General features: G+C 69.1%; 17 protein-coding genes. 3 read left to right on the forward strand and 14 right to left on the reverse strand.

Annotated features, from left to right (window positions below):
• Window positions 1-24: 24 nt before the first annotated feature.
• The 7 genes from rplW to ACIQ8B_RS22315 all read right to left on the reverse strand — a co-directional run bounded on the left by rplW (window position 25) and on the right by ACIQ8B_RS22315 (window position 8,513).
• Window positions 25-444, reverse strand: coding sequence for a 50S ribosomal protein L23 (gene rplW / locus ACIQ8B_RS22285; RefSeq protein ID WP_006130779.1), 420 nt, complete (start codon window positions 442-444; stop codon window positions 25-27).
• A complete protein-coding gene (gene rplD / locus ACIQ8B_RS22290; protein WP_365417863.1) occupies window positions 444-1,103 on the reverse strand; it encodes a 50S ribosomal protein L4 in 660 nt (219 codons plus the stop codon). The genes rplW and rplD overlap by 1 nt, the downstream gene beginning before the upstream one ends.
• Before the next feature lie 8 nt (window positions 1,104-1,111).
• On the reverse strand, window positions 1,112-1,756 hold the full coding sequence (gene rplC, locus ACIQ8B_RS22295; RefSeq protein WP_019526946.1) for a 50S ribosomal protein L3: 645 nt from the start codon (window positions 1,754-1,756) through the stop codon (window positions 1,112-1,114).
• Window positions 1,757-1,774: 18 nt separating this feature from the next.
• Window positions 1,775-2,083: a 30S ribosomal protein S10 gene (gene rpsJ, locus ACIQ8B_RS22300; protein ID WP_003948644.1), complete on the reverse strand. Its 309-nt coding sequence runs from the start codon at window positions 2,081-2,083 to the stop codon at window positions 1,775-1,777.
• 425 nt (window positions 2,084-2,508) lie between these two features.
• A complete protein-coding gene (locus ACIQ8B_RS22305; protein WP_403548978.1) occupies window positions 2,509-3,417 on the reverse strand; it encodes an SUKH-3 domain-containing protein in 909 nt (302 codons plus the stop codon).
• A 47-nt stretch (window positions 3,418-3,464) separates the two neighbouring features.
• Window positions 3,465-3,896 carry an SMI1/KNR4 family protein gene (locus ACIQ8B_RS22310; RefSeq protein WP_403548980.1) on the reverse strand — a complete coding sequence of 144 codons (432 nt, stop codon included), beginning with the start codon at window positions 3,894-3,896 and terminating at the stop codon, window positions 3,465-3,467.
• A gap of 27 nt (window positions 3,897-3,923) precedes the next feature.
• A complete protein-coding gene (locus tag ACIQ8B_RS22315; RefSeq protein WP_403548982.1) occupies window positions 3,924-8,513 on the reverse strand; it encodes an RHS repeat-associated core domain-containing protein in 4,590 nt (1,529 codons plus the stop codon).
• 259 nt (window positions 8,514-8,772) lie between these two features.
• Between ACIQ8B_RS22315 and ACIQ8B_RS22320 the strand changes: the two genes are divergently transcribed.
• Entirely contained in the window at window positions 8,773-9,240 is a 468-nt protein-coding gene (locus ACIQ8B_RS22320; RefSeq protein ID WP_403548984.1) for a hypothetical protein, read from the forward strand.
• Window positions 9,241-9,353: 113 nt separating this feature from the next.
• Here the strand turns inward: ACIQ8B_RS22320 and ACIQ8B_RS22325 are convergent, their stop codons facing one another.
• Both ACIQ8B_RS22325 and ACIQ8B_RS22330 read right to left on the reverse strand, forming a co-directional pair.
• Complete coding sequence (locus tag ACIQ8B_RS22325; protein WP_403548985.1) at window positions 9,354-9,542, reverse strand: DUF397 domain-containing protein; 189 nt, start codon at window positions 9,540-9,542, stop codon at window positions 9,354-9,356.
• Window positions 9,539-10,384 carry a Scr1 family TA system antitoxin-like transcriptional regulator gene (locus ACIQ8B_RS22330; RefSeq protein WP_403548987.1) on the reverse strand — a complete coding sequence of 282 codons (846 nt, stop codon included), beginning with the start codon at window positions 10,382-10,384 and terminating at the stop codon, window positions 9,539-9,541. The genes ACIQ8B_RS22325 and ACIQ8B_RS22330 overlap by 4 nt, the downstream gene beginning before the upstream one ends.
• A gap of 151 nt (window positions 10,385-10,535) precedes the next feature.
• On the opposite strand from ACIQ8B_RS22330, the gene ACIQ8B_RS22335 reads away from it, so the two are divergent.
• A complete protein-coding gene (locus tag ACIQ8B_RS22335; protein WP_403548989.1) occupies window positions 10,536-10,985 on the forward strand; it encodes an ATP-binding protein in 450 nt (149 codons plus the stop codon).
• A 13-nt stretch (window positions 10,986-10,998) separates the two neighbouring features.
• Here the strand turns inward: ACIQ8B_RS22335 and ACIQ8B_RS22340 are convergent, their stop codons facing one another.
• The 5 genes from ACIQ8B_RS22340 to ACIQ8B_RS22360 form a co-directional block, all read right to left on the reverse strand.
• The gene (locus ACIQ8B_RS22340; protein WP_403548991.1) at window positions 10,999-11,505 is read right to left on the reverse strand and encodes a hypothetical protein; all 507 of its coding nucleotides are present in this window, start codon (window positions 11,503-11,505) and stop codon (window positions 10,999-11,001) included.
• 4 nt (window positions 11,506-11,509) lie between these two features.
• Window positions 11,510-12,850 (reverse strand): AAA family ATPase, encoded by a 1,341-nt coding sequence (locus ACIQ8B_RS22345; protein ID WP_403548993.1) that lies wholly within the window; start codon window positions 12,848-12,850, stop codon window positions 11,510-11,512.
• A 159-nt stretch (window positions 12,851-13,009) separates the two neighbouring features.
• Window positions 13,010-13,477 carry a hypothetical protein gene (locus tag ACIQ8B_RS22350; RefSeq protein ID WP_403548995.1) on the reverse strand — a complete coding sequence of 156 codons (468 nt, stop codon included), beginning with the start codon at window positions 13,475-13,477 and terminating at the stop codon, window positions 13,010-13,012.
• Window positions 13,478-13,483: 6 nt separating this feature from the next.
• Window positions 13,484-14,131, reverse strand: coding sequence for a hypothetical protein (locus ACIQ8B_RS22355; RefSeq protein ID WP_290010901.1), 648 nt, complete (start codon window positions 14,129-14,131; stop codon window positions 13,484-13,486).
• 137 nt (window positions 14,132-14,268) lie between these two features.
• Window positions 14,269-14,601 carry a cupin domain-containing protein gene (locus ACIQ8B_RS22360; RefSeq protein ID WP_403548997.1) on the reverse strand — a complete coding sequence of 111 codons (333 nt, stop codon included), beginning with the start codon at window positions 14,599-14,601 and terminating at the stop codon, window positions 14,269-14,271.
• A 127-nt stretch (window positions 14,602-14,728) separates the two neighbouring features.
• On the opposite strand from ACIQ8B_RS22360, the gene ACIQ8B_RS22365 reads away from it, so the two are divergent.
• The gene (locus ACIQ8B_RS22365; RefSeq protein ID WP_403548999.1) at window positions 14,729-15,487 is read left to right on the forward strand and encodes a YqjF family protein; all 759 of its coding nucleotides are present in this window, start codon (window positions 14,729-14,731) and stop codon (window positions 15,485-15,487) included.
• Window positions 15,488-15,505: the final 18 nt, after the last annotated feature.

Genomic DNA, 15,505 nt, shown 5'->3' on the forward strand with positions numbered 1-15,505 from the left:
CGAAATCTGGACGATCCCGCCCGCTTACGCGGTCGGACCGCCGAAGATGTCGATACGGTCGCCCTCGGCGAGGGTCACGATCGCGCGCTTGGTGGCGGCACGCTGGCCGAAACCGGTGCGGGTGCGCTTGCGCTTGCCGACGCGGTTGATCGTGTTGACCCCGGTGACCTTGACCTCGAAGACCGCCTGGACGGCCTCCTTGATCTGGGTCTTGTTGGCACGCGGGTCGACGAGGAACGTGTACTTGTTCTCGTCGATGAGCGCGTAGCTCTTCTCGGACACGACCGGCTTCAGCAGGACGTCACGGGGGTCCGTGTACGCCTTGCTCGCCGGGGTGACGACGGTGTTCTTGCCTTCGGCCTCGTGGCGACGCGCCTTGGCGACGCGCGCAGCCTTGGCCGCCTTGGCGGCCTTCGAGGCGATCGAGGGGTGACGGGCAGCCATCAGACCTCGCTCCCTTCGTTGTCGTTGGCCTTGTTCGGGCCGGCGACGAAGGACTCGAAAGCGGCCTTGGTGAAGACCACGTCGTCCGAGACGAGAACGTCGTACGTGTTCAGCTGGCCCGGCTCCAGGATGTGGACCTGGGGCAGGTTGCGGGCGGACAGCCACGCGGCCTCGTCGGCGCGGTCGACGACCAGGAGCAGGTTCTTGCGCTCCGAGATCTTGCCGAACAGCGTCCTGGCGGCCTTGGTGGACGGGGTCTCACCCTCGACCACGCCGGTGACGACGTGGATGCGGTTGTGGCGCGCCCGGTCGGTGAGGGCGTGACGCAGGGCGGCAGCCTTCATCTTCTTGGGCGTGCGCTGCGAGTAGTCGCGCGGCACGGGACCGTGCACGACGCCACCACCGGCGAACTGCGGCGCGCGGGTCGAGCCCTGACGGGCGCGGCCGGTGCCCTTCTGGCGGTACGGCTTCCTGCCGCCACCACGGACCTCGCCACGGGTCTTCGTCTTGTGCGTGCCCTGGCGGGCAGCGGCCAGCTGCGCGACGACGACCTGGTGGATCAGCGGAACGCTGACCTTCTCGACGTCGAAGATCTCCGCGGGGAGCTCGACGGTACCGGCCTTGTCGCCCGCCGGCGAAAGGATGTCAACAGTGCTCATCGGTTACCTCAGGCCCCCTTGGCCGCGGTGCGGACCAGGACGAGGCCGCCGTTCGGACCGGGAACCGCGCCCTTGATGAGCAGCAGACCCTTCTCCGCGTCAACGGCGTGGACGGTCAGGTTCTGGGTGGTGACCCGCTCGTTGCCCATGCGACCCGCCATGCGGAGGCCCTTGAACACACGACCCGGGGTGGCGCAGCCACCGATGGAACCGGGCGAGCGGTGCTTGCGCTGGGTGCCGTGCCCGGCGCCGAGGCCACGGAAGTTGTGGCGCTTCATGACACCGGCGAAGCCCTTGCCCTTGCTCTTGCCGGTCACGTCGACCTTCACGCCGGCCTCGAACACCTCGGCGGTGATCTCCTGGCCCAGCGTGTACTCGGAGGCGTCCGACGTGCGGATCTCGACGAGGTGACGACGGGGGGTGACGTCGGCCTTGGCGAAGTGACCCTTGAGGGGCTTGTTCACCTTGCGCGGGTCGATCTCGCCGAAGGCGATCTGGACGGACTCGTAGCCGTCGACGTCGTTCGTGCGGACCTGGGTGACGACGTTGGGGCCGGCCTTGACGACGGTGACCGGGACGACGCGGTTGTTCGCGTCCCACACCTGCGTCATGCCGAGCTTCTCGCCCAGGATGCCCTTGATCTGCTTAGCCATCTCTTCAGATCACCGGCCTCAGAGCTTGATCTCGATGTCGACACCGGCCGGGAGGTCGAGTCGCATCAGAGAGTCAACGGTCTTGGGGGTCGGGTCGAGGATGTCGATCAGGCGCTTGTGCGTGCGCATCTCGAAGTGCTCGCGCGAGTCCTTGTACTTGTGCGGCGACTTGATGACGCAGTACACGTTCTTCTCAGTGGGCAGCGGCACCGGGCCCGCGACCGACGCACCAGTACGGGTCACCGTCTCGACGATCTTCTTCGCCGAAGAGTCGATGACCTCGTGGTCGTAGGCCTTGAGCCGGATGCGGATCTTCTGTCCCGCCATGGCTACTTCGTAGTCCTGTCTCTCATTACGCTCTGGAACCCGGAGCGGCATCCCCCCACCTCCGACCCACGCGGTCGGGCGTGTCGCACTCCCGCTGACATAGATGTCCCTTGTTCGAACATCCCTGCGGGATTGACACGGCCCTACCAGAACCGCGGACCGGGGGCGAAAGGCCCACCGGGCGCCTGGCCGGCGCCGCACCACACTTCCCGGAAGATTCCCGTACGTCCGCCCCTGATCAGGGACGACGAGTACTGTGGGACTCGCTTCCGGTCCTCCCGGCGGGAGGCGCGCAGCATCAACACTCGACCGAGCAACTTGGACAGTCTGACACAGAGGGCGGCGCGCTGGCCAATCGGGCGGAAGAGAGTACCCCGAGGGGTGACCGGAGCAAACCATCCGGGGCGCGCCCCGGCCCCGGACGGTCAGGGAGCGGCTTCCGGCCGCACCCGTGCGGTGAGCCTGCGCAGGGCTTCGTCGGGGGTGGAGGCCAGCAGGTGGACGTGGTCCATCCCCGCGTACACGGCTCCGTCCTCCGCCATGGCGAGGTACTGGTTGCCGCGGTCCCGCGTGCCGATGGGGTACAGCTCGGCGCCCGCCTGTTCGGCGAGGTCGTCGATGATCTCGGCGTCCCACATCGCCGCCAGCGGGTCGAGCGAGAACTCCACCCACGGCATCGAATCCGCGGGGTCGCGGTGGGGCACGGCCAGGGCGCCGAACTCGGCGAGGAAGCGGCGGGCGGCGTCGTGCGGTTCGAACTCGCCGGTCGTCCGCAGAACGTCCTCCCACGTGTCGGTCGGGACCGAGCGCCCCGGACACCAGCCGGCGGCCTCCAGCAGGGGCAGGGCGCGGACCCGCTTCCAGAAGGGGTGCGCGTCGGCCGGCCCGCGGGACTTCCAGAGCCGCGCGCGTGTCCGTTGCGTCGCGATGAGGCGGTCGAGCGCCTGGCCGAGGGTCGCACCGAGCGGTTCGACACGGTCCCGGACGAGGTGGAGTACGCCGTCCTCGTCGATGCCGAGAAGGCCGGCGCCCTGGTCGGCGGTGCCCACGGGGCACAGGCCCGAGCCCAGGCGCTCGCGGTGCCAGGCGGCCACGAGGGGGTCGAACCGTACGGCGGACCAGGTGGTGACCGGGCCGGCGGGCCAGCCGTAGGTCACGAGACCGCCGAACTCGGCGAGGAAGCGGCGGGCGGCGTCATGAACGGCGCAGCCCCCACGCTCCGGCACCACGGCCTCCCACGTCCCGGTACGCACAAAGCGCCCGGGCCTCCACCCCGCGCGCCGCAGTACGGCGTCGGTCTGCGGGGACCACGCACGGGCCGGGCTGTCACTCACTCACACCGCCGGCCGCGTGTGCCACGCGATGTCGCGCCGTCCACGACCTACCTGTACCAGTCCTCCCCGTCGCTCCCCAGCGCACTGCGCAGATAACTCTCCAGGTTGGGTGAAACGCAACGCCGACTGTCTGTCTCATGGTCCCAGACGAACACCTCGTCGCTCTTCGGCGCCCGCACGAAGGCGAACTGGTCGCCCCCGCCGTTGTCGCCGAAGAACATCAGCGAGTCGAACGGCATGTAAAGGGTGCGAAATTGCTCATTCCCACGGAAGGAGAGATTGTCGTCCAGGATGCGCTGGGCCGACCAGACGACATCGGTGCCGTAGTCGTCGGACAACCCGTCGCTCTCCATGAGGAAGGAGCGCAGATCCTCCGGAAGCGGCTGTCCGAGCGCGCGCTCGAGCCGGTCCAGCAGCACCGGATCGGCGGGGCCGCCGGCCTCGGCCGTCGGGAAGGACCCAATGACGTCACGCCACATGTTCCAAGCCAATCTTCTCGAACTCGACTACCGAATTCTGGGACTGAACCAGTTTCCGAGCATATCATCGACTTTCGTCACCTGGTCCAATACCTGCTGCCTGGTCGGATTGGGGTTTGCATCATAGAATTTATTCCATTCGACACGTATCTGACTCAGGTGAATCCTGCTGTTGATGTCCCCCTTGGGTATTCCACGAAGATTCTCCAAAGAATGCATTTCATCCGCCGAGAACAGGCCCGGGTACCGCTTGAGCACCTGCTGCTCGATCGCATGGTGCACGACGACCTTGCCCTTGAGGTGCGGGTGGGCATCGAAGAACGTCTTCTTGTAGTTGTGACTCGTGGTACTCCCGAGCGAGGCTTCGACCCGTGTGGGTACGTTCGGTCCGAGTACCGTCTCGTTCCTGGCCGCAGCCAGCCTGGCGGCATCCTCGCAAGGCGTGAGGCCCAGCGGATCGGACCAGGTCAGCGGATTGGAGACGTAGGCGAACGGGTTGAGTCCCGCCGCCAGGCCCAGCGGATCTCCGCTGACGTAGCGGGCCGTTTCGGGGTCGTAGTGCCGGAAGACGTTGTAATGCAGGCCGGTTTCCGGGTCGAAGTACTGTCCGGGGAACCGCAGCGGCGTGTAGGCATTCGCGGAACGGTTCCACATCGTGTTGCCCCAGAGCGTCGCTCGTGCCTGCCAGGCGATCTCACCCTCGCTGCTTACGAGCTCCGTGGGGGCGCCGACGAGATCGGTGACGATACCGAAGAAGCGTCGGTCGATTTCTTCCTGGGAGGCGTCGGCGTCGAGGATGCGTTCCGTCTGGGCGATCGGCTGACGCCCTTGGTGGTCCCAGGTCACCACCACCACGGCCTGCGGCCGGCCGGCGTGCCAGGTCGTCTGTTCGCAGAGCGTGGTGCCATCCCACACGAAGTCGGTTCGTTCGACGACCGACTCACCGTCCTGCGCATGCCGTTGCTTCGCTATACGACGTCCGAGTGGGTCGTAGAGATACGTCCAGCGGCTTCCGTCCGGCGTCGTGACGGCCGTCAGGCGGTCTTCGGCGTCCCACTCGTATCGCCACGTGTCCGGCTTGCGCGACAGACGCGTCTTCTGTCGAAGGGTCACACGTCCCTGGGCGTCGTACTCGTAGCGCACACGGCCGGCTCGGACGAGGCGCGTACCGTGATAGCGGCGCTCACCCGCGGTTTCGGGAGCGGGAAGCTCGGCCGGCCAGGAAGCGTACGTCAGGTTGCCCTGTGGATCGTAGACGTAACGCTCCGTCCCCTGAGGTCCGTGCACCGATGTGACATGGCCGGTTGCGTCTGTCTCGTAACGGCTGACGATGTTGCCGGCGCTCTCGACAGCGTCGAGGTGCCCCTCAGGACGATAGTGATACCCCCGCGCATTCACGGTGCGTCCGCTGTGGGCGAGTGTCTGGGAGCGCCTGCGGCCCAACGGGTCATACGTATGGGCGAGCGTCATGTGGTCGCCGATGTGGCGCACCGTCTCCCGCCCCGCACGATCCCGCTCGAAGCGGACCGTCTGCCCCGAGCTGACGAGCTCCACGGCGCCACCCGCCGCGTCATAGCTCCAACTGCTCACCGCGCCGCTCGGAGTCGTGCGGGTACGGCGGTTCCCCGCATGGTCATAGGTGTGCGTGAGACGACGGTTGTTCGTTGTCTCCGCGAGCACCCTCCCCAGCTCGTCACGGTCCATGGTGACGACGGCGTCCGGGCCGGTGGCCTCCAAAAGGCGACCGCACGGATCGTAGCGGAAGGCGATGCTCTGCCCGCCGACGCGCCGGTGAGCCACACGGCCGAGGAGGTCGTACTCCGTGCACACGGTCTGGCTCAGACAGTTCGTACGCTCGACCAGTTGCCCGGCCAGGTCGTAGGAGTAGCGAGTGACGACGCCGTCGAAGTCCGTCTCGGACACCAGACGTCCCGCGGCGTCGTACGTGTAGTGCCAGACGTCGCCGGTGGCCACGGTGACCTGTGTCAGACGTAGATCGGCATCGTAGGTGTACGTGGTACGAGCCCCCGAAGGGTCCGTCCTCGCGGCCAGCAGGTCGAAGTGAGTGTATTCGTAGGTTGTGACATGCCCGGCGGTGTCCTCGTGACGAACGCAGTTGCCCTCGCCGTCGTACATCCAGGTCTCTGTGCCGTCCGCGTCCGTCTGCCGGGTGAGCAGCCCTTCCAGCGACCACTCAAGGACGGTGACGCTGCCGAGCTGGTCCGTCAGTTTCACCGTGCGGCCGAAGGCGTCCCGTTCGTGCCGGACGGTTCCGCCGAGTGGGTCCGCGATGTCCAACGGCAGCCCTGCACGGTCCGTCCGGATCGTCGTGGTCCGGCCCAGGGGGTCGGTGACCGCGCACAGGTGACCATGGGTCGTGTAGGTGTACCGGAGCGTCGCGCCGTCGGCGTCGGTCACCGCCGTGCGGTTACCTCTTTCGTCGTAATCGTTGCGGACAGCGGTGCCGTCGGGCAGGGCGATGAGCACGGGCAGTCCGAGCGCGCTGTAGGTGAACGCGGTGCGTGCTCCGTCAGGACGCACTATTTCCGAAGGGCGCCCCTCACCGTCGTACGTCACCCGTGTCGTCCGGCCCAGGGGGTCGGTGTGCGAGAGCAGGCGGTGGTGTGCGTCGTAAGTCCTCGTCGTACACGCGCCGAGCGGGTCGACCTCAGCGACCACCTGCGAATCGCCGTTGATGACATAGCGGTTCACGGCGCCGGCAGCGCTGGTCACCGTCGTCACCCGGTGCCCGGGCCGGTCGTCGTCGGCCCCGTCGTAAGTGAATGTGTGGGCGACGTGACCCGCCTCGCCGCCCTGAGCGGTACAGCGGTCCCGGGCGTCGTAGCTGTACCGGTAGGAACTGCCGTTGGTGTCCGTCCACTCCGTTATGCGCAGCCGGTCGTCGTACGCGAATTGCAGCGGGACGCCGAACGAGCCGACGACTCCGGTGAGACGGTCCCCCGTGTAGAGAAACCGCTTGATGGTGACGTCAGCTCCCTGTGCACCGGCCCCACGCATGATCAGTTCGGTGACTTTGCCGTCGGCCACCGTGAAAGCGAGGTTATACCCCCCGGAGTGCCGCATCGTTGCGGGAGTGCCGTCCGGCCCGTAGTCGAACGTGATGGTGTTTCCGTTGCGGTCACTGATCCGCTCCAGCACCGCGAGACCGTCCGCGGGGGGAGCGAACGTCCTCGTGTGCCCCGTCTCGGAGTCAAGGATCTGGACGCCCCCACCGGCGATCATGGTCAGTGGCCATCGCGGACCTTGCTGCGGGTGGACGGGGACGCCGAGGCCCCCGGGCATCTCGTAGGAGAGCAGCATGCCGTCCTCGGTGACGAAGACGATGCCTTCGCCGGACACCTCCAGTCGTTGATCCAGGGTGGACGACCACGTGGGCCCGAACCACCAGCCGCAGCGGTAGTTCGATGCGGCTCGACGGGTGAACCTGAGGGGCAGCGTGCCTGGGAGCTCTACATCGGTTTGCTGCATGTACATCGCACCGGTGGCGACATCGACCGGGTCTCCGCATCCGAAGATCTTGGTCTTCATGCGGCTGAAGGCGCCCTTGGCTCCCTCCCCGAGGAGAGCCCTGGCACCTTTGCCCAGTCCTTTGACCCCGAGTGCCATACCCTTGAGCCCCATGGAGCCGAGACCCCTCATTCCTTTGGCGAGTCCGCCGAGGGTGGTCAGGCCTTTCATGCCGGGTATGCAGTCCAGCGCCGCCAGTCCCACGTCCCATAGCGACGCCTGGCCTTTGGAGTATTTGTAGAGCGTGTCGGCGAGGACGACGAGGGCCGCGATGAGGACGATCGCGCCGAGGATCGGCCCGCCGATGATCATCGCGACGATGCCGACGACCGCCACCACGATCTTGCAGGCGGCCACGATGCTGTCCCAGTTGTCGGTGACCCAGTCGCCGATCTCCTCCCACCACGACCGGTTCCGGATCCCCGCGTCGGACGCCTCGTCGATCTTCGACTTCGCGTCCCGCGCCGCCTCCTCACGCATCTTCCGCGCATCCGCGGCCATCTTCTTCGCCGCCGCCAGCGCGTCCTGCGCATCGGACACGTCCGACTGCGCCTTCTCCTGCGCCGACTTCGCACTGCGCACGTCCCGGGTCGCGGCCCGCACCTTCGCCTCGTCGGGCTTGTCCGCGTCCGACCTCGCCCCCGTGGGATCGTCCTTGTACTTGTCGGCCTCCCGCGTCGCCCGCCCCACCCACGACTCCGCCGACGCCAGCCTCGACTGCGCCGACGACAGATCCGCACGCGCCTCACGCGCCTTCGCCAGCGCCTTGTCCGCCAGCGCCTGCGCCCGCTCCAGCCTCGGCCAGTAGTCCGCGAGCGCGTCCCCGCACATCGCGTACGACTTCTCCAGCTTCCTCAGGTTCTTGGGAACGCCGGAGAACTCCTCCTTGAAGACGGTCGCCGACTTCCCCGCCCACTCCGCCAGCGTCCCCTCACCAGCCATCCCCTTGACCAGACGCAGCGCCTCGGAGACGTCGTCGGCGAAGTCGTGCAGGAACTTCGCCAGCCTGCGCACCCGCTCCGGGTCGCCGGGCGTCGGGTCCTTGTCCAGATCAAGGACATGCCAGTCAGTAGGCCGGTGACCCGCCATCCCGCAACCCCCGTCACGCGCACATCGTCAACGCCCGTATGCACAAGTGAACCTACACAGCACGGCAGTTCGACGAAAAGCCCTGCCCGTTCCGCCTCAGAGACGTCTCCGCCGCAGGGCCCGCCAGGCATCCCCCACCGCGCCCTCGGAACGCAGCCACCACGAAGTACTCGTCCAGCACTGCCGGCTGCTCGGCCGTGACGCTCCCGCACCGGGGCCTGTCCTGCGCAAGGACGGGCGGCCCGGCCGGGTCGGTCTCATGCTGTCCCGCGCCGCACGGCACCGGAAGGGGGAGCGCCATCACCTGGTCGTCGAGCTGAAACGCCCCGGCGTCGTTCTCGGCATGACGGAGTTCAGCCAGATCAGCAGCTACGCGGAAGCGGTGATGTCCGACGACCGGTTCCGCGACCCGGCCGTGACGTGGGATGTCTGGCTCGTCGGCAACGGCATGGACAACGCCCTGCGACAACTGGCCCACCAAGCGGACCGCGTCCCCGGATGGGCGGTCTCCGCCCCCACCTTCCGCATCATGGTGAAGACGCGGGGAGAGATCATCGAGGACTGCCAGGAAAGCCTGCGTTTCCACAGCGAGCAGCTGGAGTACCAGCCCTCCACCGAGCACGCCATGGACTACCTGGTCCGCCACCACGGCGACGCGGTGGCGGAGCCGGTCGGCGACGGGACGATTCCCGCGCCTCGGCACACCGGCGCCACCGTCACGCAGTGAGGCACGGGCATCACACAGAGGGGTGCGTGCGGGCCCCCAACGGCTGGTCCGTCACCGGCGCGGAACACCCCACGCGAGGCTTCGGCTTCGCGTGGGGTGCGGCCGTCGAGAGGTCAGCTCTGTGACGCGTAGGTCACGAAGTCCGCCCACGCCTCCGGGGTGAGCGCGAGCCGCGGGCCGGATGCGTTCTTGGAGTCGCGGACGTGGACGGTGGTGGGGGTGGAGGCGATTTCGATGCAGTCGTTGCCGTTGCTGCTGTCGCTGTAGCTGCTCTTGAACCAGTGGAGTTCCGGCGTGCTCATAGCTCTCCCAGCGTTTGCTCGATGAATACCAGAGACTCCTCTGGTGTGAGCGCCTGAGCCCGGATGATGCCATAGCGCAGGTCGAGGACGCGGAGCTGCCTGGGGTGCGACACCGGGCGGCCTCCGAAGTCACCGTCGGTACGCCCCATCCCCGTACCGTCCGCGAACTTCAGCACTTGGATACGGCCCCCAGTTCCCGGATGGTTCGCGCGGATGGTCGGCATCACCTGAAGCTCCACGAACGGCAACTTCGCCACGTCCAGCATGTGTTCGAGCTGTCGGCGCAGCACCATTGTGTCCCCGACCGGGCGGCGCAGCGTCACCTCTTCCAGGACGAAGCTGAACTCCGGCGCGGGTGAACGCTCGAAGACGGACTTCCGGGCCATGCGAGCGACCGTCATACGCTCCAGTTCGTCCGGCGAGTAGGCGGGCCGCCAGGTGCGAAGCAGCGCCCGCGCGTACTCCTCCGTCTGCAACAGCCCATGAATGTTGTGGTTGCTGTACAGCAGCATCTCCACCGACCGTTGCTCCAGCTCGGCCAGTTGCCGCACCTTCTTCGGATACCGCGCCTTGCGCATGTCCTCCATGAAGGCCCGCAGATGCCCCTGCGCCTTCAGGATCTGGTCCGCCCGGTCCAGGCACTCCGGGCGGGGGATGCGGGCCCCTCGTTCGATCTTGCGGATCATGTCCTCGCCGTACCCGAGGGCGTCCGCCAGCTCGGACACGCTCATCCCGGCGGACTCCCGGCAGACCCTGAGCAGACGGCCCACCGCCTGCACCACCGGCTCGATCTCGTCGCCCGGCTCGACGTCCCAGCCCGCCTCGTCGACACCCTCGTCCACGGCTCCTCCTTCGGCGCGTACTCGTACTCCGTACAACGCCCGGGACAGCCGAGACAGCCGAGACAAAAGCCGGGACAGTGACGGTACGTGCAGGCGTTGTCACTCACCTACGGAAGCAGGGGTGGCCACGCTGAGTGACGTGAATCAAGACATGCGTGCCCCTGAAAACCACATCGCCCGCCCCGTCCGCAACTTCAGCCTCCAGCTGTCCTCCACGCCGCGCGGCGCCCGTCTCGCCCGGCTGCTCGCCACCGAGCGACTGCGCGCATGGGGACTGCCGCCTCACCCGGCGGAGCTCCTCGTCGGAGAGCTGGCGGCCAACGCCGTCACCCACGGCCGCGTCCCCGGCCGGGACTTCCGGCTGCTGCTGTACGTCGTCGGCGACACTCTCCGCATCGAGGTCACCGACACGCGCGGTGACCGGCTGCCGTGCCCGCAGCACTCCGCCGCCGAGGACGCCGAGTCCGGCCGCGGCCTGCTGCTCGTGGACGCCCTCGCCGACCGCTGGGGAGTCGTCCCCGGCCCGCCCCCGCGCAAGACCGTCTGGGCCGAGGTGGGGACCTGCTCCGCCGGGCGGCTACCCGCCCCGTCCCGGTGGTAGCGGACGGCGCGGCTCAGGGCAGCTCGGCCCACGTCCCCATCGTGGTCTCCAGCGTCCAGATGCGGACCTCGGCCCTCGCCCGGTCCGCGTACAGGTCCCGCTCGGAGACGATGCTCAGGTCGCCGGTGCCCAGCTGCTGTCGTACGGCGTGCGCGGCCAGATCCATGCCCGTGGTACCGCCGTCACAGAGCGAGGCGAGGAAGGCGCCGTCCCAGGTCCGCTCGTGCAGCACCCAGGGCGCCTCCCCGTTCGCGGTCTTGCGCAGCATGCTCATGAAGTCCGCGGCACACTTCCGGCGGGCGTCACCGTTCTTGATCTGGAAGACGTGGTTGCCGGTCTCGATCACGGTCGCGGTCGGCAGCACGAAGCGCACCTTGGCCTTCAGCCGGGCGTCCATCTCCGAGAGGACTTCGTCGCGGTGGCCGTCCATATGGGGTACGCCGAGGATCTCGACGAAGACGGAGGTGTCCAGGAAGTCGACGACGGGGAGCCGCAGCCCGGACTGATGCTGTCTGCTCACGGGCTCACAGGCTCCTCAGGAAGTCCTCGACACTCGTCACGCCCTCTTCCCGGGGACGCACGGCATCCGGCAGGCGTCCCTTGGTCACCGCGTCGCCGAGGTCGCCTGCGGCCAGGAGGTCGACGTAGCCAGGCAGCTCCGTGAGGCGGGTCAGCCGGCTCTCCCCCGACTCCGGGTCCCGGCTGCACACGACGACTCCCGAATGGTCCTGCGCTCTCAGGGAGTTGAGCAGGGCTGGGCTGTGCGTGGTGAAGAGCACGTCGATGCGACGCCGCTGGGACTCCTCCTTCATCAGGCGCAGTACCCGTGCGGCCTGGGTGGGGTAGAGACCGTTCTCGATCTCCTCGATCACCAGGTGCCGCTGTGTCAGGAGCGGCTCGGCGCCGCCGTCGGAGACAGGCGCGCTCAGCAGGGCGGTGCCGAAGGCCAGGAACCGCAGCATGCCGTCGCTCAGGAGCCGCGCCGGGACGTCGTGCTCCGCTCCGTGGTACCCCGCCTCGCGCAACACCAGCTGCACGTCCCCCAGCCTGGTACCGACACTGCTCATCCCGCGCACCGGGTACTCGGGCATGCCCGCCACCAGTTCCGTGAGCCTGTCGAAGGCTGCGGGGTCGGTCTTGGCCAGGCCGGCGACCGCCGCGCTCAGGTTGTCGGCGCTGCGTCTGAGCTCCGCGTCGCGCGCGTTGACGTACTGCCTCATGAGATGCGGAACCGGGTCGAGGAGGAAGACGTCCCGCAGCACGGCGAGCACGTCCCGCGCCGCTCGGTGCACGAGCTTCGTGGCCTCCGTGGTCGCGGGCAGCCTCACCGGCACCTGCCCGGCCAGCAGCCTGTCGGCGGCGAACGGAACCCCCGGGTCGAGACCGCGCCGCCCGTTGAAGTAACGGACGTTGAGGTCACTGCGGCGTGCGTCCGGTGCGTCGCTCGTCAGGAGAGAGCGGCCTGCGGCCAGCCGACGGCCCGCGTAGGGCACGCCCTCGACCGCCGTCAGCTCCTCATGGAGGATGCGCACTTCGGGGGAGACCGCGATCACCACGTCCAGGTCGAAGACCGCCTCGCCGGACCGCACCCGGCACCCGAGCGCGAATCGGTCCTCCCCGAGCGGCGCGCACCCCTCGGCGCCGCCCCGGATCGGTTCCTCTCCCCCGCTGCGCGGTCCGTCCAGCGCGTCCCGCACCGGTTCGCCCAGCGCCAGCCGGGACAACACCATCAGCCCGTCGAGCGCGTTGGACTTCCCGCTGCCGTTCCGCCCGATCAGCACGGTGAGATCCTGCAAGGGCAGGCGCTGGTCGGTGAAGCTCTTGAAGGAGGTCAGTCGCACCTCTTCAAGACGGGGAGTGTCCACCGGGCACCTCTTTCGCTCACTGCCGACCTGGCGCAGTCCTTTGCTCAGCTAAGCAGCAGTCCACACGGCACGTCCAACGACGGCGCCCATGCCCCTCCGAGCATGTCTTCCTCATCGAATCCGAGCTCGTCCTCGATTCCCCGTTCCGCCAGTGCCGCGTCATCCACGGCGCACGACCTGCCACACGCGACGCGCCGCGTCCTCCCCCCGCAGCCACCAGCCTTCCAGCTTGTCCCGGACCGTCACGTACACCGCCCACCGCTTCAGCCACGGCGGCAGGTCGCGGAACGGTACGAAGGTCAGGGTGTCATTGACCGCGTTCACAGCGATGCTCTTGCGGCCGGGGCCCGCCGCCCGCAGCACCTCGTACAGCTCCGGCGTCAGCGCTCCGTTGAGCCGGGCCGCCGTGCCCACCGCCGTGGAGGCGAAGCCTCGTTGGGCGATGTCCGGCAGCCGGGTCGCGCGGGCGATGCGAGGGGATGCCTCCTCCAGCGGGCAGTTGAAGGCCAGCCCGATCGCCGCCGTGCCCAGGCTCCGCTCGCCACGCGCGAACGCTGCGTCCCACTCCGCCGGGTCGTCGAGGGCCAGCAGGCTCTCGCCCGTCACCCAGTCCCACGGTCGCGTCACGCCCGGTCAGTCCACGAACCGGAACGTCGACGTGATCGCGTCGAAGATGTCGAAGAAGGACTCCGCCAGGTCCAGGACCTGGCTGCTGCCCGCGACCAGGGCGACCTTGCCCTCCTGCCCCGGCACCGGGATGAAGGTCTGCATCAGCACCGCCCGGATCGTGCGGCCGAGCTCGTCGCCCGGTACCGGCACGTCCTCGATGCCGTACGTCCGGGCCGCCGGACCGACGCCCGGGATGTCGACCGTCGTCACCTTGCGCCAGGAGTCGCCCTCCCGCTTCGCCTCCTTGACCGCGAGCTGGGCGGCGATCGCCTCCGGGTCCGTCGGCAGCGGGTCGCCCTTGCCGGTACGGCCGCCGACCAGCGACACCGTCACCGAGCCGGTGATCGGGGTGTCGCCCCCGAAGCTCTCCGCCATGCACCCGCAGTACAGGGCGCCGGACTTCCAGGCGTCCGCCGCCGCCTTGCGCAGGAAGGAGACGAACGTGTCGCGGTGCGGGGCGAGTTCGGGGTGGGCGCGCAGGCGCTCGGTCACCATGCGGTGGATCGAGTCGTCCCGCGACTCCGGCCGTACGTCGAACTCCCACCAGGACTCCGGCACCTTGATCCGGAAACCGCCCCGCTCGACGGTCAGCGCTTCCATGTATCGGGCCATGACGCCGGCGTCCCCCTTCAGTCGATGACGTTCCGACATCGTGCCATCGCGCCGTCCCGGGCGGGCTCCGGGCCCGCCCGGCCGTCACACGGCGAACACCGCTGCCAGGGCACGCTCGTACGCGCGTCCGGGCGCCGTCAGCCCTTCTTGGCGACCGTCAGCAGCATCGCCGCGTCCTCCAGCGCCTCCAGGCCGTGGCGGGCGTCGGGGATGACGAGGAGGTCGCCGGTACGGCCCTCCCGGTCCGCGTCGCCGCCGGTCAGGCGGACGCGGCCGCGCAGGACGAGCAGGGTGGCCTCGCCGGGGCTGTCGTGCTCCGCGAGGCTCGTGCCGGCGGTCAGCGCCAGCAGGGTCTGGCGCAGGGTGTGCTCGTGGCCGCCGTGGACGGTGGTGGCGCTGCGGCCGCTGGAGGCGGTGGCGGCCTGTTCCAGGTGGGTGCGGACGAGGGCGTCGAGCGAAAGCTTCTGCATACCGTCCAGGGTCGCCGAGCCCTGCGGGCGGTGGCAGGGCCATGTGGGGTACGCCGACGGGTCACACGGCCGCACGGGCGGGCGTACGGCCGTACGGCCGTACCGCGCCCTCCGCGATACTGGCGCCGTGCCGTCGACACCCCAGCCCGTGACGCCCGACCCGCCCGAGGCGATCGCGCGTCCGCTGCTCACCCAGTCCTGGCTCGACCTGACGTTCGTGCACTGGGCGGTGGACCCGGCCGACGTGGCGGGGCTGCTGCCGCCGGGCGCCGTGCCCGACACCCTCGACGGGGTCACGTACGTCGGTCTCGTCGCGTTCCGGATGCACCGGGTGGGGTGGCTGCGGCTGCCGGGCGTCCCGTACCTGGGGAACTTCCCGGAGACGAACGTCCGCCTGTACTCGGTGGACGACCACGGGCGGCGCGGGGTGGTGTTCCTCTCCCTGGACGCCTCCCGGCTGGTTCCGGTGCTGGTGGGGCGCCTCGGCTTCGGGATGCCGTACGTCTGGTCCCGGATGCGCGTCCGGCACGCCGACGACCGCACCGTCACGTACACCGCGTCCCGGCGCTGGCCGGGGCCGCGCGGCGCGGGTACGCGGCTCACCGTGCGCCGCGGCGAGGCGATCGCCGAGCCGACGGAGCTGGAGCACTTCCTCACCGCCCGCTGGGGCATGCACAGCGCGTTCTTCGGACGGCCGATGTACCTGCCGAACGCCCATCCCCGCTGGCCGCTGTACCGGGCCGAGCTGCTGGAGTGCGAGGAGGACCTGGTCGCGGCGGCCGGGCTGCCGGCGCCGGCCGGGGCTCCGGTGAGCGTGCTGTACTCGCCGGGCGTCCCCGCCCGCTTCGGCCTTCCGGCCCGTCCGGCGGGCATCCCCACGCCGTGACAGCGGGCGGGGCCGAAC

This window comes from Streptomyces sp. NPDC096105, assembly GCF_044763335.1.
Taxonomy (GTDB): domain Bacteria; phylum Actinomycetota; class Actinomycetes; order Streptomycetales; family Streptomycetaceae; genus Streptomyces.